The 23,671-nt window shown below is 69.2% G+C and carries 25 protein-coding genes; 16 read left to right on the top strand and 9 right to left on the bottom strand.

The window, feature by feature from the left end; genetic code table 11:
• Positions 1–31: 31 nt before the first annotated feature.
• On the top strand, positions 32–1,258 hold the full coding sequence (locus ACU5AX_RS15740) for a class I SAM-dependent methyltransferase (RefSeq protein WP_446691746.1): 1,227 nt from the start codon (positions 32–34) through the stop codon (positions 1,256–1,258).
• A 134-nt stretch (positions 1,259–1,392) separates the two neighbouring features.
• On the opposite strand, the gene ACU5AX_RS15735 is transcribed toward ACU5AX_RS15740, so the two are convergent.
• Complete coding sequence (locus tag ACU5AX_RS15735) at positions 1,393–1,800, bottom strand: EF-hand domain-containing protein (protein ID WP_446691745.1); 408 nt, start codon at positions 1,798–1,800, stop codon at positions 1,393–1,395.
• 144 nt (positions 1,801–1,944) lie between these two features.
• Between ACU5AX_RS15735 and ACU5AX_RS15730 the strand changes: the two genes are divergently transcribed.
• The 3 genes from ACU5AX_RS15730 (at position 1,945) to ACU5AX_RS15720 (ending at position 6,751) form a co-directional block, all read left to right on the top strand.
• Entirely contained in the window at positions 1,945–3,162 is a 1,218-nt protein-coding gene (locus ACU5AX_RS15730) for an argininosuccinate synthase (protein ID WP_446691744.1), read from the top strand.
• Between the two features lie 67 nt (positions 3,163–3,229).
• Positions 3,230–5,119, top strand: a complete 1,890-nt coding sequence (locus ACU5AX_RS15725; protein ID WP_446691743.1) for a hypothetical protein — start codon at positions 3,230–3,232, stop codon at positions 5,117–5,119.
• A gap of 9 nt (positions 5,120–5,128) precedes the next feature.
• Positions 5,129–6,751, top strand: coding sequence for a hypothetical protein (locus tag ACU5AX_RS15720; RefSeq protein ID WP_446691742.1), 1,623 nt, complete (start codon positions 5,129–5,131; stop codon positions 6,749–6,751).
• Here the strand turns inward: ACU5AX_RS15720 and ACU5AX_RS15715 are convergent.
• The 4 genes from ACU5AX_RS15715 to ACU5AX_RS15700 form a co-directional block, all read right to left on the bottom strand.
• The gene (locus ACU5AX_RS15715) at positions 6,732–7,868 is read right to left on the bottom strand and encodes a GNAT family N-acetyltransferase (protein ID WP_446691741.1); all 1,137 of its coding nucleotides are present in this window, start codon (positions 7,866–7,868) and stop codon (positions 6,732–6,734) included. The two genes, ACU5AX_RS15720 and ACU5AX_RS15715, sit on opposite strands and share 20 nt — an antisense overlap.
• 112 nt (positions 7,869–7,980) lie before the next feature.
• Positions 7,981–8,445: a RidA family protein gene (locus ACU5AX_RS15710; protein WP_446691740.1), complete on the bottom strand. Its 465-nt coding sequence runs from the start codon at positions 8,443–8,445 to the stop codon at positions 7,981–7,983.
• Positions 8,446–8,482: 37 nt separating this feature from the next.
• On the bottom strand, positions 8,483–9,124 hold the full coding sequence (locus ACU5AX_RS15705) for an HAD family hydrolase (protein WP_446691739.1): 642 nt from the start codon (positions 9,122–9,124) through the stop codon (positions 8,483–8,485).
• Positions 9,125–9,397 carry a DUF3572 domain-containing protein gene (locus ACU5AX_RS15700; protein WP_446691738.1) on the bottom strand — a complete coding sequence of 91 codons (273 nt, stop codon included), beginning with the start codon at positions 9,395–9,397 and terminating at the stop codon, positions 9,125–9,127.
• 37 nt (positions 9,398–9,434) lie between these two features.
• Here ACU5AX_RS15700 and ACU5AX_RS15695 point away from each other — a divergent pair, with 37 nt between their 5' ends.
• Positions 9,435–9,797: a response regulator gene (locus ACU5AX_RS15695; RefSeq protein WP_446691737.1), complete on the top strand. Its 363-nt coding sequence runs from the start codon at positions 9,435–9,437 to the stop codon at positions 9,795–9,797.
• Here the strand turns inward: ACU5AX_RS15695 and ACU5AX_RS15690 are convergent.
• A complete protein-coding gene (locus tag ACU5AX_RS15690) occupies positions 9,790–10,533 on the bottom strand; it encodes a MauE/DoxX family redox-associated membrane protein (RefSeq protein WP_446691736.1) in 744 nt (247 codons plus the stop codon). The two genes, ACU5AX_RS15695 and ACU5AX_RS15690, sit on opposite strands and share 8 nt — an antisense overlap.
• 343 nt (positions 10,534–10,876) lie before the next feature.
• Positions 10,877–11,044, bottom strand: a complete 168-nt coding sequence (gene rpmG / locus ACU5AX_RS15685; protein WP_007407030.1) for a 50S ribosomal protein L33 — start codon at positions 11,042–11,044, stop codon at positions 10,877–10,879.
• A 216-nt stretch (positions 11,045–11,260) separates the two neighbouring features.
• On the opposite strand from rpmG, the gene ACU5AX_RS15680 reads away from it, so the two are divergent.
• The 4 genes from ACU5AX_RS15680 (at position 11,261) to ACU5AX_RS15665 (ending at position 13,020) form a co-directional block, all read left to right on the top strand.
• Positions 11,261–11,575, top strand: a complete 315-nt coding sequence (locus ACU5AX_RS15680; protein ID WP_232474063.1) for a hypothetical protein — start codon at positions 11,261–11,263, stop codon at positions 11,573–11,575.
• Between the two features lie 25 nt (positions 11,576–11,600).
• Positions 11,601–12,167, top strand: coding sequence for a TMEM165/GDT1 family protein (locus ACU5AX_RS15675; RefSeq protein ID WP_446691735.1), 567 nt, complete (start codon positions 11,601–11,603; stop codon positions 12,165–12,167).
• A 104-nt stretch (positions 12,168–12,271) separates the two neighbouring features.
• On the top strand, positions 12,272–12,763 hold the full coding sequence (locus ACU5AX_RS15670; protein ID WP_198354223.1) for a Dps family protein: 492 nt from the start codon (positions 12,272–12,274) through the stop codon (positions 12,761–12,763).
• Positions 12,764–12,834: 71 nt separating this feature from the next.
• Positions 12,835–13,020 (top strand): DUF1328 domain-containing protein, encoded by a 186-nt coding sequence (locus ACU5AX_RS15665; protein WP_198354224.1) that lies wholly within the window; start codon positions 12,835–12,837, stop codon positions 13,018–13,020.
• Here ACU5AX_RS15665 and ACU5AX_RS15660 read toward each other — a convergent pair.
• The gene (locus ACU5AX_RS15660; RefSeq protein WP_446691734.1) at positions 13,001–13,873 is read right to left on the bottom strand and encodes a metallophosphoesterase; all 873 of its coding nucleotides are present in this window, start codon (positions 13,871–13,873) and stop codon (positions 13,001–13,003) included. The two genes, ACU5AX_RS15665 and ACU5AX_RS15660, sit on opposite strands and share 20 nt — an antisense overlap.
• A 51-nt stretch (positions 13,874–13,924) precedes the next feature.
• Between ACU5AX_RS15660 and ACU5AX_RS15655 the strand changes: the two genes are divergently transcribed.
• The 6 genes from ACU5AX_RS15655 to ACU5AX_RS15630 all read left to right on the top strand — a co-directional run bounded on the left by ACU5AX_RS15655 (position 13,925) and on the right by ACU5AX_RS15630 (position 21,822).
• Positions 13,925–15,517, top strand: coding sequence for a cisplatin damage response ATP-dependent DNA ligase (locus tag ACU5AX_RS15655; protein WP_446691733.1), 1,593 nt, complete (start codon positions 13,925–13,927; stop codon positions 15,515–15,517).
• A 92-nt stretch (positions 15,518–15,609) separates the two neighbouring features.
• Positions 15,610–16,392 carry a Coq4 family protein gene (locus ACU5AX_RS15650; protein ID WP_446691732.1) on the top strand — a complete coding sequence of 261 codons (783 nt, stop codon included), beginning with the start codon at positions 15,610–15,612 and terminating at the stop codon, positions 16,390–16,392.
• A gap of 30 nt (positions 16,393–16,422) precedes the next feature.
• Entirely contained in the window at positions 16,423–17,472 is a 1,050-nt protein-coding gene (recF, locus tag ACU5AX_RS15645) for a DNA replication/repair protein RecF (RefSeq protein ID WP_446691919.1), read from the top strand.
• 147 nt (positions 17,473–17,619) lie between these two features.
• On the top strand, positions 17,620–18,405 hold the full coding sequence (locus ACU5AX_RS15640; RefSeq protein WP_446691731.1) for an OmpA family protein: 786 nt from the start codon (positions 17,620–17,622) through the stop codon (positions 18,403–18,405).
• A 72-nt stretch (positions 18,406–18,477) separates the two neighbouring features.
• Positions 18,478–20,958 carry a DNA topoisomerase (ATP-hydrolyzing) subunit B gene (gene gyrB, locus ACU5AX_RS15635; RefSeq protein ID WP_446691730.1) on the top strand — a complete coding sequence of 827 codons (2,481 nt, stop codon included), beginning with the start codon at positions 18,478–18,480 and terminating at the stop codon, positions 20,956–20,958.
• 117 nt (positions 20,959–21,075) lie between these two features.
• Entirely contained in the window at positions 21,076–21,822 is a 747-nt protein-coding gene (locus tag ACU5AX_RS15630; RefSeq protein ID WP_446691729.1) for an SDR family NAD(P)-dependent oxidoreductase, read from the top strand.
• A 144-nt stretch (positions 21,823–21,966) separates the two neighbouring features.
• Here the strand turns inward: ACU5AX_RS15630 and ACU5AX_RS15625 are convergent, their stop codons facing one another.
• On the bottom strand, positions 21,967–22,824 hold the full coding sequence (locus ACU5AX_RS15625; protein WP_446691728.1) for an oxygenase MpaB family protein: 858 nt from the start codon (positions 22,822–22,824) through the stop codon (positions 21,967–21,969).
• 47 nt (positions 22,825–22,871) lie between these two features.
• Here ACU5AX_RS15625 and ACU5AX_RS15620 point away from each other — a divergent pair, with 47 nt between their 5' ends.
• A complete protein-coding gene (locus ACU5AX_RS15620; protein WP_446691727.1) occupies positions 22,872–23,624 on the top strand; it encodes a class I SAM-dependent methyltransferase in 753 nt (250 codons plus the stop codon).
• Positions 23,625–23,671: the final 47 nt, after the last annotated feature.

The following is a 23,671-nucleotide window of genomic DNA, read 5'->3' as shown; positions in this document are numbered from 1 at the left end:
CTGTGGCCCTGCGCATCGTTACGGACCCCGAATGGCGCTGATCGACGCATTCCTACGCAAGGCCGTGACCCGCGGCGAACTTACCCTCCACCGACCCGGCAGCCCGCCCGTCACCTTCGGCACCCCCGATGCGGAACTCGGCCATGTCGTGCTCCGCTTCCACGACGGCGGCGTCACCCGCCGCATCCTCGCCAATCCCTCGCTGGGCGCGGGCGAATTGTACATGGACGGCCGAATCAGCGTCGACGGCGACGACATCATGAGCCTCGTCCGGCTGATGACCGCCAACGACCCGTGGGAAGCGGGGCAGGACCATCTCGGCGCCTCCGCCCCGGCGCGCGCGGCGGCGGCGGTCAAGCACCGCATCGACCGCGTCAACATGGAGCGCCGCTCGAAGCGCAACGTCGCGCACCATTACGACCTGTCGGCGCGGCTCTACGACCTCTTCCTCGACCGCGACAAGCAGTACAGCTGCGCCTATTATACCGACCCGGCCAACAGCCTGGAACAGGCGCAGGAGGACAAGCTCGCGCATATCGCCGCCAAGCTGGCGCTGAAGCCGGGCATGAAGGTGCTCGACATCGGTTGCGGCTGGGGCGGCATGGCGCTCTATCTCAACCGCAAGTTCGGCGTCGAGGTGCTCGGCGTCACATTGTCGGAAGAGCAGATCAAGATCGCGCGCGAACGCGCCGCGGCGGCCGGCGTCGCCGACCAGGTGCGCTTCGAGCTGATCGATTACCGGCGCGTCGAAGGGCGATTCGACCGTATCGTCTCGGTCGGCATGTTCGAACATGTCGGGCCGCCGCAATATCGCACCTTCTTCAGCAAGTGCCGCGACCTGCTGACCGAGGACGGCGTGATGCTGCTCCACACGATCGGCCGGCTCGGCAAGCCGGGCGTCACCGACGACTGGACCGCGAAATACATCTTCCCCGGCGGCTACAATCCCGCGCTGTCGGAGATCATGACCGCGTTCGAGGGACTGCGCATGTTCCTCACCGACGTCGAGGTGCTGCGGCTCCATTATGCGTTCACGCTGCACGAATGGTATCGCCGCACCGTCGCGGCGCGCGACGCGATCGTCGCGCTGTACGACGAGCGCTTCTACCGCATGTGGACCTTCTATCTCGCCGGTGCCGCCATGGCGTTCGAAAATGGCGGCATGTGCAATTACCAGATCCAATTCTCGCGCAGCCGCACCGAATTGCCGCTGACCCGCGATTACATGATCGAGGGCGAGCGGGCGCTGCGGGGATGATATCCTCCCCGCTCGCGGGGAGGCGGCAGCGCGCAGCGCTGACGGAGGGGGGCCGCCACACAGCGCGTTGCTTGCGGAAAGCCCCCCACCCCTCTGCGGGTGGTCCCCTCCCCGCGCGCGGGGAGGAACTGGTGTTACCGGCCTTTCGGGCCCTGCTGCGGGCTGTCGCCGCCCAGGATCGCGGCGCGGGCGGCGGCGCGTTCGTCGAGGCTGACGACGCCGTCGTGGTTAGTGTCGTATCGCGAGGCGATCGCGCGGAAGAGGCCCTGCATCTCCGCCGGCGACACCTTGCCGTCGTGATTGGCGTCGGCGGTGTTGAACCAGGCATTGGCCATCGCCTTGGCCTTGGCCTCCGGCATCGGCGCCTTGCCGACGTTCATCCGCTCGACCCGCGCATCGATCTCGGCGCGGCTGAGGAAGCCGTCGTGGTTGGTGTCGGTGCGGTTGAACTCGCCGCGGATCTTGGGGTCGACCTTGTCGGCGGCGGGGGAGGTCGCGGCGACGAGCAGCAGCGGCAGGGTGGCGAGCGGAAGACGCGTCATGATCGGCTTTCGAAAGGGGAAGGGACGGATCGGCCTAACCGCTAGCCGCCGCCGGTTAAACCCGAACTGAACACGCGGACCGTTGCGCCCGCCCGTCCTTCGCCCTAGGGGCGCGGCCATCATCCGCAGTCGAAGGGTTTCGCCGTGACCGATCCGATCAACCGTGTCGTCCTCGCCTATTCGGGCGGCCTCGATACGAGCGTGATCCTGAAATGGCTGCAGCAGACGTATCAGTGCGAGGTCGTCACCTTCACCGCCGACCTCGGCCAGGGCGAGGAGCTGGAGCCGGCGCGCAAGAAGGCGGAGATGGCCGGGGTGAAGCCCGAACACATCTTCATCGACGATCTGCGCGAGGAATTCGTCCGCGACTACGTCTTCCCGATGATGCGCGGCAACGCGCTCTACGAGGGGCTGTACCTGCTCGGCACGTCGATCGCGCGGCCGCTGATCGCCAAGCGCCAGATCGAGATCGCCAAAATGGTCGGCGCCGATGCGGTCAGCCACGGCGCGACCGGCAAGGGCAACGATCAGGTCCGCTTCGAGCTCGGCTATTACGCGCTCAACCCCGACATCAAGGTGATCGCGCCGTGGCGCGAATGGGATCTGACCAGCCGCACCAAGCTGATCGAATTCGCCGAGGCGCATCAGATCCCGGTCGCCAAAGACAAGCGCGGCGAATCGCCCTTCTCGACCGACGCCAACCTTCTCCACACCTCGTCCGAGGGCAAGGTGCTCGAGGATCCGTGGCAGGAGGTGCCGGACTATGTCTACAGCCGCACCGTCAATCCGGAGGATGCGCCCGACGCGCCCGAGTACATCACCATCGACTTCGAACGCGGCGACGGCGTCGCGCTGAACGGCGAGGCGACCAGCCCCGCGGAACTGCTCACCAAGCTCAACGAACTCGGTCGCAAGCATGGCATCGGCCGGCTCGACCTGGTCGAGAACCGCTTCGTCGGCATGAAGAGCCGCGGCATGTACGAGACGCCGGGCGGCACCATCTATCATCTCGCCCATCGCGGCATCGAGCAGATCACGCTCGACCGCGGTGCCGCGCACCTCAAGGACGAGCTGGCGCCGCGCTATGCGGAACTGGTCTACAACGGCTTCTGGTTTTCGCCGGAGCGCGAGATGCTGCAGGCGGCGATCGACCACAGCCAGCTCAAGGTGTCGGGCACGGTGCGGCTCAAGCTGTACAAGGGCGGCGTCTATGTCGTCGGGCGCAGGTCGCCCAATTCGCTCTATTCCGAGAAGGTGGTGACCTTCGAGGACGATCAGGGCGCCTATGACCAGCGCGACGCGGCGGGCTTCATCAAGCTCAACGCGCTGCGCCTGCGCCTGCTCGGCCGGCGGGACCGCTGATCCGCGGCCCCTCCCGCCGGGGAGGGGTTTAGGGGCCCCTTAACCACATCGCCCTAGACCCGCCGGCATGGCCCGGCGGCTCCGTTCCGATGCGCTGATCGCGCTCGCCCTCGCCCTGTTGCTGGGCGTGGTGTGGACGATCCGCGCCTGGGGCGATCTGGCGCAGCTGCGCCTGCCCGATACCGACGATGTCATGCGGCTGGCGCAGGTGCGCGACTGGCTGGCGGGGCAGGCGTGGGACGACCTGCATCAATATCGGCTCGCCGGCGGCCTGGCGATGCACTGGACGCGGCTCGCCGACCTCGGGCCGGCGGCGCTGATCGTCGTGCTGCGGCCGGTGCTGGGCCTGCACGGTGCCGAGGTGGCGGCGGTGGCGGCCTGGCCGATCCTGCTGTTCGCCGCCGCTCTGTGTCTCGTCATCCGCATCGCCCGCCGGCTCGGCGGCGGCGCGATCGCGGCGACCGCCGGCGTGGTCGCGGCGCTCGCCTATCCGGCGACGACGATCTTCGTGCCCGGCCGCATCGACCATCATGGCCTGCAGATGGTGCTGCTGCTCGGCGCGGTTCTCGGCCTGCTCGACGGCCGCGCGCGCGGCGCGGCGGCGGCCGGGCTGTGCGCGGGCGCCGGCCTGGTCGTCGGGCTGGAGACGGCGCCGCTGATCGCGCTGCTGGGCCTGTGGCTGTTGATCCGCTGGACGAACGCGGCCGTGCAGGAGGCGGCCGGGCGCTGTCCTACAAGCGGCGGCGGTGATAGGATGCGGTCGTCGCCACACGCTCTTTCTCATCGTCGGTTCGTCTTAGCCGGGGAGGAAGGGGGAGATGGCCCGTCCAGGCGTCAATTGTGTCAAGACTCGTCGGAATTGCCCGGCATGACAGGGGCCTGCCAACAGGCTGACGATGCGATCGGCGCCTTCGCCGTCGGCGCCCTGGTCGCGCTGCTGGTCGGGCGGGCCGTCTTTGCCGGCGATGGCTTCGACTATGCCGCATGCGACGGCTTTACGCGGGTCGCGTGGCAGGCGGCGCTGACGATGCTCGCCGCGCCGATCCTGCTCGCGGGCCTCGGTCCTTCGCTGACCTCGACGCGCGCGCGCGCGTCCGCCGCGGTCGCAATCGGCACGGTGATGGCGGCGGCGGCGCTGTGGCGCTCGCCGTCGTGCCTCAACCCCTACGGCGCGGTCGACCCGCGCCTCGCCCGGCTGTGGCTGACCCAGGTCGGCGAGGCGCAGTCGATCGCGACGGCGCCCCTCGCCACCACGCTCGGCTATGCCGGCGTCGCGCTCGCCGGCCTTGTCGCGACGCTGTGGCAGTGGCGGCGCAGCCGCAGCGCCGGCTGGGGGCTGATCGCCGGCCTGCTCGCCATGGCGCTGGCCGTCACCGCGGTGCAGCTGCGGGGCGCCTATCCCGCCGCCCTGCTCGCCGCGCCGGCACTGGCGGCGGTGGTCGCCACGGCGCGGACGCGCGGCAGCCTCGCGCTGGTCGCCAGCTGGCTCGCCTCCGCCGGCCTGCTCTACCCGCTCGCCGCCGAGGCGCTGACCCGGCCGCCCGTGCCGGCGGGAGCGCCGGCTGGGCAGGGCGATTGCGCCAGCCCGGCGACGATCGCGACGCTCGCCCGCCTGCCCGCCGGGACGGTGATCGCACCGGTCGACGCGGGCGCGTGGATCGTCGGCGGGACGGCGCACCGGGTGCTCGCCGCCCCCTATCATCGCGACGGCCGGGGCATGCTGGCGACCTATGCCTTCTACGCCGCCCCCGCGTCGCAGGCGGCGGTCCGCGCGGACTGGCTCGGTGCCCGCTATCTGCTCGCCTGCGCCGGCCTGCCGGGCGCCGATCGGCCCGGCACCGTCGCCGCGGCGCTCGGCCATGGCGCGGCGGCGGGTTTCGTCCCGGTCGCGCAATCGCCCGACGGCGCCGTCATACTGGTGCGTAAGCGCTTGTCGGAGGGCGCCCCGCCCGCGTAAGGCGGTGCGATGCAGGGGCAACAGCTGCACTGGTGGCAGACGCGCGCGTTCGTGGTGGCGATGGTGATCGTGGCGACGATCCCCTTGCTTTGGCCGGATATTCCGCCGCTCGTCGACCTTCCCGGCCATATGGGCCGCTATGCCGTCCAGCTCGACGGCGGCCGACATCCCTGGCTGGCCGACTGGTATAATTTCCAATGGTCGCTGATCGGCAACCTCGGCATCGACCTCGCCATCATCCCGCTCGCGCCGATCTTCGGGCTGGAGCTGGCGGTTAAACTGATCGTCATCGCCATCCCCGCGCTGACCGTGTCCGGCCTGCTGTGGATCGCCCGCGAGGTGCACGGGCGCATCCCGGCAACCGCGCTGTTCGCGCTGCCGCTCGCCTACAGCTACCCCTTCCAGTTCGGCTTCGTGAATTTCGCGCTGTCGATGGCGCTGGCGCTCAACCTGTTCGCGCTGTGGCTGCGCATGGCCCGGCTCGGCCGCCTGTCGCTGCGCGCGATCGTCTTCGTGCCGCTGTCCTGCGCCCTGTGGGTCTGCCACACCTTCGGCTGGGGCGTGCTCGGCGTGCTCGCCTTTTCGGCGGAGATGATCCGCCAGCACGACCTGATGACCGATCGCGGCCCGCGCCACTGGCTGCGCGCCTGGGTGCGCGCGGGCCTGGGCTGTCTGCCGCTCGCCTTGCCCTTCTTGCTGATGGTCTTCTGGCGCTCGGGCGACCACGTCACCGGCAAGACGATGGACTGGTTCAACTGGCAGGCCAAGATGAATTGGGTGACGATGGTGCTGCGCGACCGCTGGATGGCGTTCGACATCGTCTCGGTGACGATCCTGTTCGCCATCCTGCTGAAGGGGGTGCGCGATTCGCGCGTCGAATATTCGCGCAACCTCGGCCTGTCGGCGCTGTTCCTGCTCGGCGTCTATCTGGTGCTGCCGCGCATCGTGTTCGGCTCGGCCTATGCCGACATGCGCCTCGCCCCCTTCGTCTTCGCCATCGCGGTGATTGCGCTGCGGCCGAAACGCGGCCTCTCGATGCGCAGCGCGGCGACGCTGGCGGCGCTCGGCCTCGGCTTCTTCGGCGTCCGCATCGCCGCGCAGACGGTCAGCTACGCAATCTACGACCGCGATTATGACCGCACGCTCGCCGCGCTCGACCATGTGCCGGAGGGCGCGCGGCTGGTGACGATGATCGGCCGGCATTGCTACGACGACTGGACCTATTCGCGCTTCGAGCACATCCCCGGCATCGCGCTGGTCCGCCGCCACGCCTTCGCCAACGACCAATGGTCGATGGCCGGCGCGCAATTGCTGACTGTCCGCTATGCCGCCGCCGGCCCCTTTGCGCACGATCCGTCGGAGATCGTCACCGACCGGCGTTGCCGTGGCGAATGGTGGCGGCCGCTCAAGCTGTCGCTGGCGATGCTGCCGCGCGATGCGTTCGATTACGTCTGGCTGATCAACCCGCCGGCCTATGGTCCGGAGTTCGTCGCCGGCCTGACCCCGATCTGGCGTAACGGTCGTTCGGTCCTTTACCGCATCGACGACCGGCGGACGCCGAACATCCGGCTCGACCCGGAACTGATCCCGCCGCGGGCGCGGGCGGCCTGGTTCAGCCGCCACCCCGCCTGAACGGCGTCAATTCCTCCAGCACCGCCTGCTCGCCCTCCACCGCGGCGCGTTCGCGGACGAGGAAGTCGGCGACGGCGCGGCGGAAGTTCGGGTCGGGCAGATAATGCGCAGACCAGGTCGGCACCGGCACATAGCCGCGCGCCAATTTGTGCTCGCCCTGCGCGCCCGCCTCGACCGTCTTCAGGCCACGCGCGATCGCCGCGTCGATCGCCTGGTAATAGCATAGCTCGAAATGAAGGAACGGCACGTCTTCCGTGCAGCCCCAATAGCGGCCGTAGAGCGTGTCGGCACCGATCAGGTTGAGCGCACCCGCAATCGGCGTGCCGTCGCGCTCGGCGAGGATCAGCAGCACCTTATCGCCCATCGCCTCGCCCAGCAGTGGAAAGAAGCGGCGGGTCAGATAGGGTCGCCCCCATTTGCGACTGCCGGTGTCCTGATAGAAGGTCCAGAAGGCGTCCCAATGCTGAGGCTGGATCTCCGCCCCAGTCAGATGGCGGATGGTCAGCCCCTCGACCGCGGCGGCGCGTTCCTTGCGGATCGCCTTGCGCTTGCGGCTGGCGAGATCGGCGAGAAAGTCGTCGAAGGCGGCATAGCCGCGATTGGCCCAGTGAAACTGCGTCCCCTCCCGCAACAGCCAGCCGGCATCGTCGAATGCGGCGACCTGATCGGGTGCGACGAAGGTGACATGGGCGGAGGACAAGTCGTTCTGATCGGTGACCGCCTCGATCGCCGCGATCAGCGCCGACGCGGCGGCGGGATCGCGCAGCAGCAGGCGCGGGCCGGGGACCGGGCTGAACGGCGCCGCGATCTGCAGCTTGGGATAATAAGCGCCGCCGGCGCGCTCCCAGGCATCGGCCCAGGCATGGTCGAAGACATATTCGCCCTGGCTGTGGGCCTTGGCATAAGCAGGGGCGATCGCCGCCGGCAGGCCGTCATCGCCGTCGACGACGATCGGCAGGGGTTGCCAGCCCGAGCGGCCACCGACGCTGCCCGATTCTTCGAGAGCGGATAGGAATGCATGGCTGACGAAGGGGTTGGCAGTGCCGGCGCAGGCATCCCAGGCATCGGCGGGGATGGACCGGACGCCGTCGGCAAGGCGCGCGACGAGGCTGGTCATGCGGCGATCGGGCTCGGCATCATCGCCGCCGATATAGGGGCGGCGGCGGCCGCTTCCAGCCGCGCCCGTCCGTCATTCCCTGGCAGGCGGGAATGACGGGGGGCTATACCGCTCAATCGACCTGGATGATCGCGTCGACCTCGACCGCCGCGCCGAGCGGCAGCACCGGCACGCCGACCGCGCTGCGGGCGTGGCGGCCGTCGTCGCCGAACAGCGCGACCATCAGTTCCGACGCGCCGTTGGCGACCTTCGGCTGATCGGTGAAATCGGCGTGGCTGTTGACGAACACGCCCAGCTTCACGACGCGCCGCACCCGCGACAGGTCGCCGCCGAGATATTTCTTGATCTGCGCGACGATCATCAGGCCGCAGGCGCGCGCCGCCGCCTGGCCGTCCTCGAGCGAGACGCCGTCGCCGAGCCGGCCGGTCACCAGCTGACCGTCGACAAAGGGCAATTGCCCCGACAGGTGGAGCAGGCCGCCGGCCTCGACCACAGGCACATAGGCCGCGACCGGCGCGGCGGCTTCGGGCAGGGTCAGGCCGAGTTCTTCGAGCTTGCGGTCGATACGGTCGGTCATGCAGAGTCCTTTCGTGTTGGCAGCCGCGGTAGCGGGCTCAGGCCTCGGCGGGCAAGGCCGACGCGGCAGGCCGGCCGGCGGCGAAGCGCGCGGCGATCCAGTCCGCCGCCTCGCGCCAGTCGTCGATCCGCGCATGCGCGAACGGCGCGGGGGCGACATTGGGTGCCAGCGTCGGCTCGGACACCATGTGCAGCCGGTGGACACCGGGGGCATGCCGCGCGACCGATTCGTGGTGGACCGGCAAATCGTCGACAAAGACGGTGACCGGATCGCCGTGTTCGGCGACCAGGCGCGCGACCGGATCGCCCTTGCCGCCCTGGTTGCACTCAACGCGATGCACGATTCCGAAGCGCGCAAGCTGTTCGATCCGCGCCGTCCGGCATGCGTCGGTCAGATTGGTGAGGATGACGATCTCCGCCATCTCGGCGAGCCGCGCCAGCGCCTCGGCGGCATGCGGCACCAGCGTCTGGCGATGCATCTCATCGGGGAAGAAGCCGCCGAGCAGCGCCCACATCTCGTCGCGGCTCGGCACGCTACCGTCGGCGCGGCGCATCGAATTGGCGAAATCGGCGCCGTCGGGGGTGAAGGCGATGTCGTGCGACTCGCGCAGCCACACGCCGAAATGCTTGACCATATGGAGCAGCACCTCGTCGCAATCGCAGATCAGCAGCGGCTTCACTCAATTCTCCAGTCGTTCACGGGCGCGGACCAACGCCTGGGGTGGCACGTCCAGCGCCGCGGCGCAGGCGACGAGATCGGGCTCGTGCGATTCGAGGAACATCAGGGTCGCGGCGAGCACCGCCGGATCGCCCGCCCGCGCGCGCAGATCGGCCGGATCGAGCCCGGTGACGCCAAGCAGTCGCGTGGCACGATCGCCGTCGCCCAGCGTCCAGACCAGCGCCTGCAGCGCGAGCGTGGCGCTATCCGAGGTATTTGAATCAGGCTCGCGCATTGCCTATCACGCTGTGGACGAAAGGGTGGTGCGGGGCGTGGCAAAAAGGATTCTCGTTGTCGAGGATAACGAGCTCAACCTGAAGCTGTTCTGCGACCTGTTGCGGGCGCATCAATTCGTCGCCGAACCAGTGCGCGACGGTCGCGAGGCCGTGGAGCGCGCGCGCGAGGTGAAGCCCGAGCTGATCATCATGGACATCCAGATGCCGCACGTCACCGGCTATGAGCTAATCCTGGCGCTGAAGGCGGACGAGGAGTTGCGCACGATCCCGGTGATGGCGGTCACCGCTTATGCCGGGCGCGAGGACGAGGAGCGGATCCGCACCGCCGGCGCCGCCGCCTATGTCTCCAAGCCGATCAGCCTGATGCGCTTCATGGACGCGGTCAACGCGCTCATCTGACCAGCATCCACACCGCCATCGCGACCATCATCAGGTTTTCGGTCAGCGACAACGCGCCGAGCGGCACGTTGCTGTCGCCGCCGACGCAGGCGCATTTCAGGTCACGCTTGTCGATATAGACCGCCTTGATCACGGACACCGCGCCGATACCGCCGATGACCAGCGCCACCGGCACCGACAGCCAGCGCGCGACGCCTGCGATCATCAGCACGCCGGCGCCGGCTTCCAGATAGGGATAGGCATAAGCGTAGGGGACCCAGCGGCGCGCCAGCAGGTCGTAGTTGAGGAACATGGTCGAGAAGCTCTCGACATCCTGCAGCTTCAGCATCGCCAGCACCGTCATGCTGAACGCGATGAACCACTCGCCGGCGCGCATCGTCCATGGCGTGCCATAAGCGGCCAGGCTGGCGGCGAGCGCCATCAGTGCGGTGATCGCGAATACCGCCAGCACCGGGCGGTAGCGGGTCGCCTTCGGATCGGCGACCGGCTTGCCGAAGAAGCGGCGCAAATCGTCGTAGCCGCCGACGCGTTCGTCGTCGATGAACGTCTGCGGTGTGGTGCGGACGTCATGCGCCGCCTTGAACGCATCCGTCTCCGCCCGCGTCGTCAGCCAGTGATCCTCGACCGCGAAACCCTGCCGCTGCAACAGGTCGCGCGCCTTGAGGCCGAAGGGGCAGATATGATCGGGCATCACCATCCGGTAGAGGACGGCGCGGCGCGAGGAGGATGGGGGCATCAGCAGGAACCTTCCGATGGCGCGATGCCGACGATATGGGCTGCGCGCGGATGATCCCAAGAGCGAAACCGGGAGCGGCGGCTTGCAACAAGCCACCGCCCCAGGCCCGTAGTGACGCGATTACACGGCGAGCGGAGGGCCCGTTCGCCGCAGCCCCCTTCGCGCCTGCAACATGAACCCAGCCTGTCTGATCGGGCGGCGGAGCGATGCGGCAGCCCCGGTTCAGGTCAGCGGAACGGGCGGTCGCGCGGGCACAACGAGAGCCGCCGGCGCGGCATCCCGCACCGGCGGCTCTGGTCGCACCGGATCGGCAAGCGGCGGGCGGAAAGCCGCCCCGGCCGGCTTACTTGATCTTGGCTTCCTTGAACTCGACGTGCTTGCGCACGACGGGATCGTACTTGTTGAAGCTCAGCTTCTCGGTCTTGGTGCGCGGGTTCTTCTTGGTGACGTAGAAGAAGCCGGTGTCGGCGGAGCTGACGAGCTTGATCTTGACGGTGGTCGGCTTGGCCATGAGCCCTGAATCCTGAAAAACGCATAAGAGCGGCGACACAGGCGCCGCCGCTCGATCAGCCGCGGCGCATGGCGCAGGCGGCGCGGAAAGTCAACCGAGTGCGGCGGATCGGCTGGGCGTGCCCACCGTCTTAACCACGCCGTTACTCTCGTCATGCGAGGGTGTGCGCCTAGAATAGACGATCGGGGGCGGATCGGAAGGGGGCGGATGATGGGGATGGAGACGGACCTGGGCGCGATCCGCGCGGAACTGACGGCGCGAATCGCCGCGATCGACGTGCGGGCGCCCTATACGCCCGCGAAGACGCTGGCGCGCGACATCGATGCGATCCGGCTGATCGCGCATCGCAACGGTCTCGCACCGGCGGTGACGGTGGCGCATTTCGTCGATTCGGCTCTGTCACGCGGCGAGCATGGCGCGCTGGTCCACGGCTGGCTGGCGATGCTGCGCGACGCGGTCGCCTGCGAGCGGCAGGATCTCGCCGCCTGCGACGCCTTCGCCGCGGCCTGTTCGGTGCGGCTGGCGCATTGAGCCGCTCGCGCGCGATGGATTCCTGATGGACGCGCTGATGGCGGCACTGCTCGCGGCGGCGCTGGGGCAGATCGGCGATCGGCCGGCGTGGTTGACGGCGATCCTGGCGGATCGCTTCGCCCGGCCGGTGACGGTGATCCTTGCCGCCGCCATCGCACTCGCGGCGGCGACGACGATCGCGGCGGTCGCCGGCGCCTGGATCGCGCCGCATCTGACGCCGGAGGCGCGGCAACTGTTCGTTGCCCTGGCGCTGGTGTTGCAGGGCGGCGGGATGCTGGTCGCCGCCAAGCCGCCGGAACGCCTCGCCGGCTGGCGGATCGGCGCATTTGCGACCAGCCTGCTCGGCCTGTTCATCCTCGCCTTCGGCGACGGCGTGCAATTCGTCGTGCTGGCATTGGCGGCGCGCGCCGGGCAGGCGGGGTTCGCCGCCGCCGGTGCCACGATCGGCGGGCTGGTGCCGCTCGCGGTCGCCGCCGTTTTGGGCGAGGCGGGATGGACTGCGCTGCCCCAGCCGACCTTGCGGCGGGCGGCGGGCACGGTGTTCCTGCTCGTCGGCCTGTGGTTGGGACTCGGGGCGCTGCGGCTGATCTGAGCCGTCGATCAGACAGACCGGCAATTCGGATTCTCCCGGTGGGAGCATTTCGGCTATCGGATCGTTGCCGCAACGATTTCACTGACCGCCACGGGAGACCATCGATGGCCGATACCAACCCGGCGCTGCGCACGCCTACCGATCTCGCCAACACGCGTTCGGTCGCCGACGCGCTCAATGCGGCGCTCGCCGATTGCTTCGCGCTCTATATCAAGACCAAGAATTTCCACTGGCACGTCTCGGGCCCGCATTTCCGCGACTATCACCTGCTGCTTGACGATCAGGCGGCGCAGATCCTCGGCGTTACCGATGCGATCGCGGAGCGGGTGCGCAAGATCGGCAACACGACGCTGCGGTCGATCGGCGACATCAGCCGCCGCCAGACGATCGCCGACAACGATCTGGAGTTCGTCGAGGCGGGTGCGATGCTCGCCGAACTGCGCGAGGACAATCTCAAATTGGTCGAGGCCTTCCGCGCGGTGAAGGACGCCGCCGAGGAGGCGAGGGACAATGCGACCAGCGGCATCGTCGACGAATGGACCGACCAGGCCGAGGAGCGCGCCTGGTTCCTGTTCGAGGCGAGCCGCAAGGGCTGAGGCCGCGGCGCCCGAGTTGCGGAACATGTCAGGCCTGCTGCCTGTTCTTCGCCGAGGTTCAGGAGGCCGTCATGCTCAAGCTCGCTTTCACCTTTCTCGTCATCGGGCTCGTACTCGCGCTGCTCGGCTTCGGCGGGGTCGGCGGTGCCTTTATCGGCATCGCCAAGATCCTCTTCTTCATCGCGATCGCGCTGTTCCTGATCTTCCTCGTGCTGGGCCTGATGGCGGGCAAGGCGGTCAAGGACGCGGTCGACTGAGCGGGCCGCCGACGGTGATCAGCCACCAATCGGGTGGCGCGTTCAGCCGGATCGGCGCGCTGCCGCCGCCGACGCCGGCGGTGACGATCACCGTGCGGCCGGGATCGTCGATCCGCCCGCATCGATAGCGCGGATTATACAGCGGGCGGTCGGACAACAGGCCCAGTTCGGTGACGCCACGCCCGTTCGGCAGGACGACCTGACCGCAATGGGTATGGCCGGCGAGCAGCAGCGGGGCCTCGCCGGGCGACAGCCAGGCGACGACATCGGGCGCATGGGTCAGCGCGATCAGCGGACCCGGAGCGGCCCCGGCAAAGGCGCGCGCGACGTCGTTATGGCCGCTATAGGCATCGTCGATCCCGACCAGCGTCAGCGGGCCGGCCCGGACGCTGCGGTTGGACAGGGTCGTTATGCCCGCGGCTTGCAGCGCGCGCACGACGCGGGCCGCGCCCGTCCAATGATCGTGATTGCCGAGCACGGCATAAAGGCCGCGCGGCGCCCGCAGGCGCGACAGGGGCGCGACCAGTTGCTCGGCGGCGCCGGCGCCGCTTGCCGCATCGTGTCCGATCACGAAGTCGCCGGCGAGCAGCACCAGGTCCGGCCGGTGCGCGTTGATGGCGCCGACGATGCGGTCGAGCCGCGCCGCATCCATCGCGCGATTGCCGATATGGATGTCGCTGACCAGCGCGACCGTCAGCGGCGGCGTTCGCACCGGCCAGCCGGGCAGGGCGACATAGGTGGTGCGGACGATCGGGTCGGCGACGATCTCGCGCAGTCCGACGACCAGCAGCACGGCAACCGCCAGCACCCCGGCGGCGAGCAGGATCAGGATCGAACGGACGGCGCGGGTCATCGCCGGCTGCGGTAGCGGGAGCGGTTCGGCCCCGCCAGACGTTGCATCGTCATGCACGCCTTCGCCGCGCTTCTCGACTCGCTGATCTACACCCGCGGCCGCAACGCCAAGCTGAAGCTGATCGTCGATTATCTGCTGGCGACCCCTGATCCGGATCGCGGCTGGGCGATGGCGGCGCTGACCGGCGATCTCGACATTCCCGGCATCAAACCCGCGGTGGTACGCGCGCTGATCGAGGCCCGCATCGATCCGGTGCTGTTCCGGATGAGCCGCGACTATGTCGGCGATACCGCGGAGACGGTGGCGCTGCTGTGGCCGGCGCCGGTGCCGGCCCCGGCCGGCGAGCCGCTGTCGGTCAGCGCCGTCGTCGACCGGCTGCTCCACCTGTCGCGCTCGGACGCGCCCGCCGCGCTGGCGGCGATGCTCGACCGGCTCGACGCCGAGGAACGCTTCGCCTTGCTCAAAATGGCAACCGGATCATTGCGTATCGGCGTATCGGCGCGGCTGGCCAAGACGGCGTTGGCGCAAGCCTTCGGGCTCGACGTCGATGTCGTCGAGGAGGTGTGGCACGGCCTGTCGCCGCCTTATGCATCGCTGTTCGCCTGGGCGGAGGGGCATGGTCCGCAGCCCACGGCGGCGGACGTGCCGGTGTTTCGGCCGTTCATGCTCGCCCATGGTCTGGAGGATGCGCAGGTCGACCTCGCCGATTACGCCGCCGAATGGAAATGGGACGGCATCCGCGTCCAGATCGTTCACACCGCCGGCCAGACGCGGCTCTACAGCCGCACCGGTGACGACGTCACCGGCAGCTTTCCCGATGTTGCCGCGGCCTTTGCCACCCCCGGTGCGGTCGACGGCGAATTGCTGGTCAAGGGCGAGGTGCAGGGCGGCACGCTGGAGGACGGCGGCGGCGCGGCGAGCTTCAACGCGCTGCAGCAGCGGCTCGGCCGCAAGCAGGTGTCCGCCAAGATGCTCGCCGACTATCCCGCCTTCGTCCGCCTCTACGACATCTTGATCGACGGCGACGAGGATCTGCGCAATCTGCCGTGGACGGAGCGGCGGGCGCGGCTGGAGGCCTTCGTCCCCCGGCTCGATCCGGAGCGGTTCGACATCAGTCAGGTGATCGCCGCGGACAGTTTCACCGAACTGGAGGCGATCCGCGCCGGCGCCCGTGATGCCGCGATCGAGGGCGTGATGCTGAAGCGGCGCGATTCCCCCTATGTCGGCGGCCGTCGCGCCGGTCTATGGTACAAATGGAAGCGCGATCCACTGACCGCCGATTGCGTGATGATGTACGCGCAGCGTGGCAACGGTCGCCGCTCGTCCTATTACAGCGACTATACCTTCGGCTGCTGGACCGAGGACGGCGAGCTGCTGCCGGTCGGCAAGGCCTATTCGGGGATCACCGACGAAGAGCTGAAGATGCTCGATCGGTTCGTGCGCGGCAATACGCTGAACCGCTTCGGCCCGGTGCGCGAGGTCGAAAAGTCGCTGGTGCTGGAGATCGCCTTCGACTCGATCCACGCTTCCAGCCGGCACAAGTCCGGCGTCGCGATGCGCTTTCCGCGGATCGCGCGGATCCGCACCGACAAGCCGGCGGCAGAGGCGGATCGCGTCGAGGCGCTGCGCCGGCTGGTGACCTGACGCCGCAGGTGTGACGGTCCGCCGCAGATCATCTTGCCCCTCCACCCTCGACGCGCTATACTGACATCATTGTAAGTATGGAGCCGATGACGATGGCCAAGCTTCCCCCCTTTCCAGGTACCACCGGCCGCCGAGACTGGCGCACCGCCTTCGCCGCGCTGCGCGCGTTGCTCGCCAATGGCGACGACACACCGCAGGTGTTCCGCATCATGCGCGCCCTCAACGTCGGCGACACGGCGCAGGCTTACGGGCGGCTGCTCGCGACGCGCGTGGGCGGGCGGATGGCGACGGCGCAGGTCGAGCTGGCGCAACGCTTCTCCGATCGCGATTGGGTGGCGGGCTTCAAGCCTGGCACGGTCGGCGCGGCCTATCGCGACTTCCTCGAATCGACCGGCTATTCCGCCGACGGCCTCGTCGAGGTCAGCCGCGCCGCACCCAGCGAGGTCGATGCCGAACATCCCTATGCCTGGATGGGCCGCCGCACCCGCGACGTTCACGACATCTGGCACGTGCTGACCGGCTACAAGGCCGACGAGACGATGGGCGAGGCCTGCCTCGTCGCCTTCTCCTATGCGCAGACCCGCGGCCTTGGCTGGGCGTTCATCGCCGCCGGCGCGGCGCTCAAGTCGGTCGCGGTGTCGAAGGGCCTGCTGTTCGCCAAAGCGGTGCGGGAGGGCTATCGCAACGGCAAGCGCGCGGTTTGGCTGCTCGGCGAGGATTACGAGGCGCTGATGGACGAGCCGCTCGACGCGGCGCGGACGCGGCTGCGGATCGCGGATCCCGTCGCCTATCGCCGGGCCCAGGCGGAACTCGGCGACGCGCTGTCCTCCTACGCCAGCGCGATGAAGGCACGGGCGGCGGGCGCGCTCGCCTAACCGCCTGAAATGCTGCTAGGCGGGCCGGCGATGCTGTCCCGCCTCGCCCTGACCGATTTCCGCAACCATGCGGAGCTGGTGCTGGCGCCCGGACCGGGCTTCGTCGTGCTGACCGGCGAGAATGGCGCCGGCAAGACCAATGTGCTGGAGGCGGTGTCGCTGCTCGCACCGGGACGCGGCCTGCGTCGCGCTGCTTTGTCCGACATGGCGCGGCAGGACGGGCCGGGCGGCTTCGGCATCGCCGCCAGGCTCGGCGACGAGGATGTCGAACTCGCCACCGGCACGCTGGCGAGCGCGCCGGAGCGGCGCCAGGTCCGCGTCCAGGGGGCGAGCGCGACTGCCAACACGCTCGCCGAATGGCTCACCGTGCTGTGGCTGACCCCGGCGATGGACCGGCTGTTCGTCGAGCCCGCGGGCGAGCGCCGGCGGTTCCTCGATCGGCTGACGCTGGCGCTGTTCGCCGGCCATGCGCAGGCGACGACGCGCTACGAGGCGGCAATGCGCGCGCGCAACCGGCTGCTCGCCGACGATGGGCCGCCCGATCCGTCCTGGCTCGCCGCGCTGGAGGCGCAGATGGCGGAGCATGGCGCGGCGGTCGATGTTGCGCGGCGCAACACCGTCGATCTGCTCGGGGCGGCGCTCGCCGCGCAGCCAGAGGGGGCGTTCGCGCGCGCCGGTCTGGCACTCGACGGCTGGCAGGGCGATGCCGACGGGTTGCTCGCCGAGCTGCGCAACGGCCGCCAGCGCGATGCCGCGGCAGGACGGACGCTGGTCGGCCCGCATCGCAGCGACCTGCTGGTCACGCATCTCGGCAAGTCCCAGCCGGCGGCGCTCGCCTCGACCGGCGAGCAGAAGGCGCTGCTGCTCGGCATCGTCCTCGCCCATGCCGAGCTCGTCTCGGCGCGGGTCGGGCGGCGGCCGGTGCTGTTGCTGGACGAGGTCGCCGCGCATCTCGACCCGCGCCGTCGCGAAGCGCTGTTCGACCGGCTCGCGGGGCGCGGCCAGGTGTGGATGACCGGAACGGAGCCGGCCTTGTTCACGGAGCTGCGCGGCGAGGCGACGCGGGTGACGCTGGGCTGAGGGCGCAGCGACCTCCACCCGACGCGGCGGTAAAAAATCGAACCGAACCGATCCTTAATTGCGGTTTTCAGTGCGGCTCATCGCGGGTTCAAGGCGTTCGGTCCAGATCCGCCGCCGCCAGAGCGGGGACAGACAGGAGACATCAGTATGCGCACCATGATCATCGCCGCCATCGCCGCCGCGACGCTCGCCGCCGGGCTTGCCGCGCCCGCCAGCGCGCAGGACCGTTGGGATTGGGGTCCCGGCGACCGCCCCTACCGTCTGGCCGGGCCCGGCGTCCGCGTCCTGTTCCCCGAGCTGCGCGACAATCCGCGCGGTCGCGCCTTCGTGATGCGCAACTTCGACTGGAATCACGACGGCATCCTGTCGCCGCGCGAGGCGGATGCCGCCAACCGCGCCTTCGCCCAGGCGGCGGGGCCGCGGCGCGATCGGTTCGACTGGGACGGGCGCGGTCGCGGCACGGTGGTCGAGGAGCGGACCACGGTGATCGAGCGCGGCGCGCCTGGCGGCAACTGGGATCGCCGCGCGATGCACGATTACGGCTTCCGCCAGACGCCGCGCGGCGCGACCCTGACCCTGTCGGAGGACGTGCTGTTCGCGACCGACAGCGACGTGCTCCGCCCCGGGGCGGTCGAGAAGCTGCGCCCGCTCGGCGCCTATCTGCGCGCCAATCCGGGGGTTCGCGTCGCGATCGACGGCTATACCGACAGCCGCGGCACCGATGCGCACAACCAGGACCTGTCCGAACGCCGCGCCGCCAGCGTCCGCGCCGCCTTCGACGCGATGGGCGTGACGCGCGCCCGCTTCAGCGTCGCCGGCCATGGCGAGCGCGATCCGGTCGCCAGCAACGCGACCGCCGCCGGCATGCGCCAGAACCGCCGCGTCGAGGTGACGCTGCTCGGCCGCCGCGCGACGGAATTCGCGCGCTATTGAGGGTAATCGGAAGCTCGGGCGCGGGACGGCATTTTCCTTCCGTTTCGCGCCCGAAATCCCTATATCCTCGCTATGGCAGAACCCCAGAATAGCGAATACGGCGCCTCGTCGATCAAGGTGCTGAAGGGCCTCGACGCGGTACGCAAGCGGCCGGGCATGTACATCGGCGACACCGACGACGGCTCGGGCCTCCACCATATGGTGTTCGAGGTCAGCGACAATGCGATCGACGAGGCGCTCGCCGGCCATTGCGACCGGATCGACATCCAGCTCAACGCCGACGGGTCGGTCAGCGTCACCGACAACGGCCGCGGCATCCCGACCGGCATCCACCCCGAAGAGGGCGTGTCGGCGGCCGAGGTCATCATGACCCAGCTGCACGCCGGCGGTAAGTTCGAAAACACCAGCGACGACAATGCCTATAAGGTGTCGGGCGGCCTGCACGGCGTCGGCGTCTCGGTGGTTAATGCGCTCAGCGAATGGCTCGACCTGACGATCTGGCGCGACGGCGAGGAGCATTACATGCGCTTTGCCCATGGCGACGCGGTCGATCCGCTGCGCGTCGTCGGCAAGGCGGACGGCAAGAAGGGGACGCGCGTCACCTTCCTGCCCAGCCCGGCGACGTTCAAGATCACCGAATTCGACTTCGACAAGCTGGAGCATCGCTACCGCGAGCTCGCCTTCCTCAATTCCGGCGTCCGCCTGTTCCTGACCGACGCGCGGCACGACGAGCCGAAGACGATCGAGCTCTATTACGAGGGCGGGATCGCCGCCTTCGTCAAATGGCTCGACCGGTCGAAGACCTCGCTGATGCCCGAACCGATCGCGATCACCGGCCAGCGCGATTCGATCGGCATGGACGTCGCGCTGGAGTGGAACGACAGCTATTATGAGAACGTCCTCGCCTTCACCAACAACATCCCGCAGCGCGACGGCGGCACGCATATCGCGGCGTTCCGCGCTGCGCTGACCCGCACGCTCAACAATTACGCCGAAAAGTCGGGGCTCCTCAAAAAGGAGAAGGTGACGCTGACCGGCGACGACATGCGCGAAGGGTTGACCGCGATCGTCTCGGTCAAGCTGCCCGACCCCAAGTTCAGCAGCCAGACCAAGGACAAGCTCGTCTCGTCTGAGGTGCGGGCGCCGCTGGAAAGCCTGATGGCCGACAAGCTGGCCGAATATCTCGAGGAAAATCCAGCCTATGCGCGCGCGATCATCGCCAAGGTGATCGATGCGGCGGCGGCGCGCGAGGCGGCGAAGAAGGCACGCGAACTGACCCGGCGTAAAGGCGTGATGGATATCGCCTCCCTGCCCGGCAAGCTGGCGGACTGTCAGGAGAAGGATCCGGCCAAGTCCGAGCTGTTCCTGGTCGAGGGTGACTCGGCCGGCGGCTCGGCCAAGCAGGGACGCGACCGCCATTTCCAGGCGATCCTGCCCTTGCGCGGCAAGATCCTCAACACCGAGCGCGCGCGCTTCGACCGGATGATCTCGTCCAAAGAGATCGGCACGCTGATCCAGGCAATGGGCACCGGCATCGGCCGCGACGACTTCAACGCCGACAAATTGCGCTACCACAAGATCGTTATCATGACCGACGCCGACGTCGACGGCGCGCACATCCGCACGCTGCTGCTGACCTTCTTCTACCGGCAGATGCCCGAGCTGATCGAGCGCGGCCACCTCTTCATCGCGCAGCCGCCGCTGTACAAGGCGACGCGCGGCCGGTCGGAAGTGTATCTGAAGGACGATGCCGCGCTCGACGATTATCTGGTCGAGGCGGGCGTCGGCTCGATGGTGTTCGAGACGGGAGGAGGCACGCGCTCGGGCAAGGACCTGAGGGCGCTGGTCGACCATGCCCGCCGCATGCGGACGCTGATGCGCTACGTGCCGCGGCGCTACGATCCGGTGATCATCGAGGCGCTGGCGCTCGGCGGCGCGCTCGACCCGACCTTCACCCGCGACCAGCGCGCCGCGACCGTCGCCGAGGTCACGCGCCGGCTCGATGCGGGCGACGACGAGGCGGCGTGGACCGCGCGGCTGACCGAGGACGGCGGCATCCATTTCGAGCGGCTGTGGCGCGGCGTCACCGACCATCACATCGTCGAGGCGACCTTCCTGGCCAGTGCCGAGGCGCGCAAGCTGCACGGCCTCGCGTCGGAAGAGGCGGACAGCTTCGTCCAGGCCGGCAAGCTGGTGCCGATGAAGGGGCAGGCGGACGTGTCCGACGACCCGACCGACGAGGATGCGCAGGTACCGACCGCGCTTGCCCGCGGTGAATCGCGCGTGGCGCGGCCGTCGCAGCTGCTCGACGCGATCCTGGCGTCGGGGCGCAAGGGCCTGTCGATCCAGCGCTACAAGGGGCTGGGTGAGATGAACGCGGAGCAATTGTGGGAGACCACGCTCGATCCCGCCAATCGCACCATGTTGCGCGTCACCAGCGACGACGTGTCGGCCGCCGACATGATCTTCACCCAGCTGATGGGCGAGGTGGTCGAGCCGCGGCGCGAGTTCATCCAGGACAATGCGCTGAACGTCGCCAACCTCGACGTGTGACCTCTTTCGTCATGCCGGGCTTGTTCCGGCATCCACCGTGCCGCACATGCACCGGCGGATGGACTTGCCCCCCGGTGGAAGCCGGAACAAGTTCGGCATGACGTGGAGGACACAGACATGAAGACCGCACTCGTCACCGGCGCCACGTCCGGCATCGGCGCCGCCACCGTTCGCGCGCTGGCCGGCATCGGCTGGCAGGTCGTCGCCACCGGGCGCCGCGCCGACCGGCTGGAAGCGCTGGCGGCGGAGTTCGGCGGCCGCGTCCACGCCGCCGCCTTCGACATCCGCGATGCCGACGCCATGGCGGCGGCGATCGATGCCCTGCCGGACGCGTTCCGGGGCATCGACCTGCTGGTCAACAATGCCGGCCTCGCGCTCGGCACCAAGCCGGCGCAGGATTCGGACCTCGACGACTGGCGGACGATGATCGACACCAACGTCACCGCCCTGGTCGCCATCACCCATCGGCTGCTGCCGACGCTGATCGAACGCAAGGGCGGCATCATCAATCTGTCGTCCGTCGCCGCGACCTATCCGTATACCGGCGGCAACGTCTATGGCGGGACCAAGGCGTTCGTGAAGCAGTTCACGCTCGGCCTGCGTTCCGACCTGCACGGCACCGGCGTGCGCGTCGCCTCGATCGAGCCGGGCATGGTCGAGACCGAGTTCACCCTGGTGCGCACCGGCGGCAATCAGCAGGCCTCGGACACGCTGTACGGCGGTGCCGACCCGATGACGGCGGAGGACATCGCCGCCACCGTGCTGTGGATCGCGACGCTGCCGCCGCACCTCAACATCAACAGACTGGAGCTGATGCCGGTCAGCCAGTCGTTCGCCGGCTTCCAGGTCGCCCGCAAGGGGTGACCGGCAAGTCCTCCCCGCTTGCGGGGGGGGGGCCGCCGCAGGCGGTGGAGGGGGCTCGCCACGCCGCGTGCCGCTTGGGGAGAGCCCCCTCCGTCAGCGCTGGCGCGCTGCCACCTCCCCGTGCCGGGGAGGAATTGCCCTGCCTTACTGCGCCCGCGCGCGCTTGGCCGATCCGTCGCGCAGCGCCCAGCGCAGCACGCTGCCGACTCCCGCCACCCCGGCGCGCACGGCGGGGCGGTGAATCGGCGACCGGTCGAGCCCGTGCATCGTCCGCGCCCAATCGGGCAGCAGCGCGATCCCGCCCTCCATCAGCAGCGCCTGCGCCGGCGCCATCGCCAAGCTGGCCGGCTGCTGGCGGAGCAGGGCGCGCGCCACCTTGCGGGTGCGGTGATCGACGCGCAGCTGCGGGCGGACGGCGCGCAGATAAGCGTCCACCTCGGCCCGACTCCGCGGCACGGCGACCGCGCCGAGCCGCTCGGCGATGGTCGCGACCTCGCCGAGATAGCGGTCCTGCTCGCTGCCGGGGAAATCGGCCTCGCGATAGCGGCGGTAGGCGGCGAGGAACATCGCCACCTCGGCGACGTGTACCCAGGTCAGCAGCGCCGGGTCGTTGGCGCTGTACGGCGTCCCGTCGGGCAAGGTACCGGCGACGCGGTCGTGGATCGAGCGCACCCGCGCGATCAGGCGCTCCGCGGTCTCGGTGGCGCCATAGGTCGTGCCGGAGATGAACTGCGCGGTGCGCTTCAGCCGTCCCTGCATGTCGCGGCGGAAGTTGGAATGGTCCCACACACCCGCCAGCGCGCCGGGATGCAGCATCTGCAGCAGCAGCGCCGCGACGCCGCCGGCCATCATCGCGGTGAAATCGCCGTGGACGCGCCAGGCCGCGGACTCGGGGCCGAACAGGCCGTGGTCGCCGGGCGGCCGGGTCAGGTCGACGCCGCCGTCGCCGAAGCCGACCAACCGGTGCACCTGTGCCTGGATCGTATCGCGGATGTCGCCCATCGCCTCCATTTAGTGTAGCACGCGGGCCAAACCAGCGATGGAGTCGGATGATGCGGTGGATCGGTGCGGTGGCGGTTGTGGCGCTCGCAGGGGCGGCGACAGCGCAGAGTTCGACACCGAAGGCTCCTGCGGCCAATGCGGTGGTGGCGCGGGCGCTCGCCGATCCGGCGCGTGCCGACCAGCAGGGCGACGACGAGCGGCGGCAGGCGGCGGCGGTGGTCGCCTTCTCCGGCGCCAAGCCCGGCGATACGGTGATCGATTACTTGCCGGGCAGCGGATACTGGACGCGCATCTTCAGCGGCGTCGTCGGGCCGAAGGGCAAGGTCCTGGCCTATTGGCCCGCCGCCGCGGCGGCACGTGCGGAAAAAAGCGTGACCGCGTTGAAGGCGCGCGGCCTTGCCAACGTCACCGTCGAGGTGCAGCCGACCAATCTGCCGACCGCGTCGCAGCCGGTCGACCTGTTCTGGACGGTGCAGAACTATCATGACATCCCCAACGCCGGCGCCGGCGAACCGGTACTGCGCGCGTTCGACACCGCGGTGTTCAAGCTGCTCAAGAAGGGTGGCACCTATGTGATCATCGATCACGCCGACGCGGCCGGCACCGGCCTGGCCGACACCCGCACCAAGCATCGCATCGAGCCGGCGCTGGTCCGCCGCCAGGTCGAATCGGTCGGCTTCCGCTTCGTCGGCGAGAGCAAGGTGCTGGCCAATCCGGCGGACGACCACAGCAAGCCGGTGTTCGACCCCAGCATCCGCGGCCACACCGACCAATTCGTCTACAAGTTCCGGAAGCCCTGAGCCGACTTCAGGAACTCGTCATCCCCGCGCAGGCGGGGATCCAGACG

Source organism: Sphingomonas benefaciens (genome assembly GCF_052907485.1).
The sequence above is the reverse complement of the archived record's forward strand: the minus strand, read 5'-3'. Positions and strand labels throughout refer to the sequence as shown.

Bases quoted from the DNA above. Each gene is read 5' to 3' on its own strand.
- ACU5AX_RS15675 (WP_446691735.1), top strand. From the start codon at position 11,601: ATGGACGCGCTGATGGCGGCACTGCTCGCGGCGGCGCTGGGGCAGATC.
- ACU5AX_RS15680 (WP_232474063.1), top strand. From the start codon at position 11,261: ATGGAGACGGACCTGGGCGCGATCCGCGCGGAACTGACGGCGCGAATC.
- recF (WP_446691919.1), top strand. From the start codon at position 16,423: ATGCTGTCCCGCCTCGCCCTGACCGATTTCCGCAACCATGCGGAGCTG.
- ACU5AX_RS15640 (WP_446691731.1), top strand. From the start codon at position 17,620: ATGCGCACCATGATCATCGCCGCCATCGCCGCCGCGACGCTCGCCGCC.
- ACU5AX_RS15725 (WP_446691743.1), top strand. From the start codon at position 3,230: ATGGCCCGGCGGCTCCGTTCCGATGCGCTGATCGCGCTCGCCCTCGCC.
- ACU5AX_RS15720 (WP_446691742.1), top strand. From the start codon at position 5,129: ATGCAGGGGCAACAGCTGCACTGGTGGCAGACGCGCGCGTTCGTGGTG.
- ACU5AX_RS15670 (WP_198354223.1), top strand. From the start codon at position 12,272: ATGGCCGATACCAACCCGGCGCTGCGCACGCCTACCGATCTCGCCAAC.
- ACU5AX_RS15665 (WP_198354224.1), top strand. From the start codon at position 12,835: ATGCTCAAGCTCGCTTTCACCTTTCTCGTCATCGGGCTCGTACTCGCG.
- ACU5AX_RS15710 (WP_446691740.1), bottom strand. From the start codon at position 8,445: ATGACCGACCGTATCGACCGCAAGCTCGAAGAACTCGGCCTGACCCTG.
- ACU5AX_RS15620 (WP_446691727.1), top strand. From the start codon at position 22,872: ATGATGCGGTGGATCGGTGCGGTGGCGGTTGTGGCGCTCGCAGGGGCG.
- ACU5AX_RS15630 (WP_446691729.1), top strand. From the start codon at position 21,076: ATGAAGACCGCACTCGTCACCGGCGCCACGTCCGGCATCGGCGCCGCC.
- ACU5AX_RS15700 (WP_446691738.1), bottom strand. From the start codon at position 9,397: ATGCGCGAGCCTGATTCAAATACCTCGGATAGCGCCACGCTCGCGCTG.
- ACU5AX_RS15715 (WP_446691741.1), bottom strand. From the start codon at position 7,868: ATGACCAGCCTCGTCGCGCGCCTTGCCGACGGCGTCCGGTCCATCCCC.
- ACU5AX_RS15740 (WP_446691746.1), top strand. From the start codon at position 32: ATGGCGCTGATCGACGCATTCCTACGCAAGGCCGTGACCCGCGGCGAA.
- ACU5AX_RS15690 (WP_446691736.1), bottom strand. From the start codon at position 10,533: ATGCCCCCATCCTCCTCGCGCCGCGCCGTCCTCTACCGGATGGTGATG.
- ACU5AX_RS15735 (WP_446691745.1), bottom strand. From the start codon at position 1,800: ATGACGCGTCTTCCGCTCGCCACCCTGCCGCTGCTGCTCGTCGCCGCG.
- ACU5AX_RS15650 (WP_446691732.1), top strand. From the start codon at position 15,610: ATGGCCAAGCTTCCCCCCTTTCCAGGTACCACCGGCCGCCGAGACTGG.
- rpmG (WP_007407030.1), bottom strand. From the start codon at position 11,044: ATGGCCAAGCCGACCACCGTCAAGATCAAGCTCGTCAGCTCCGCCGAC.
- ACU5AX_RS15625 (WP_446691728.1), bottom strand. From the start codon at position 22,824: ATGGGCGACATCCGCGATACGATCCAGGCACAGGTGCACCGGTTGGTC.
- gyrB (WP_446691730.1), top strand. From the start codon at position 18,478: ATGGCAGAACCCCAGAATAGCGAATACGGCGCCTCGTCGATCAAGGTG.
- ACU5AX_RS15660 (WP_446691734.1), bottom strand. From the start codon at position 13,873: ATGACCCGCGCCGTCCGTTCGATCCTGATCCTGCTCGCCGCCGGGGTG.
- ACU5AX_RS15655 (WP_446691733.1), top strand. From the start codon at position 13,925: ATGCACGCCTTCGCCGCGCTTCTCGACTCGCTGATCTACACCCGCGGC.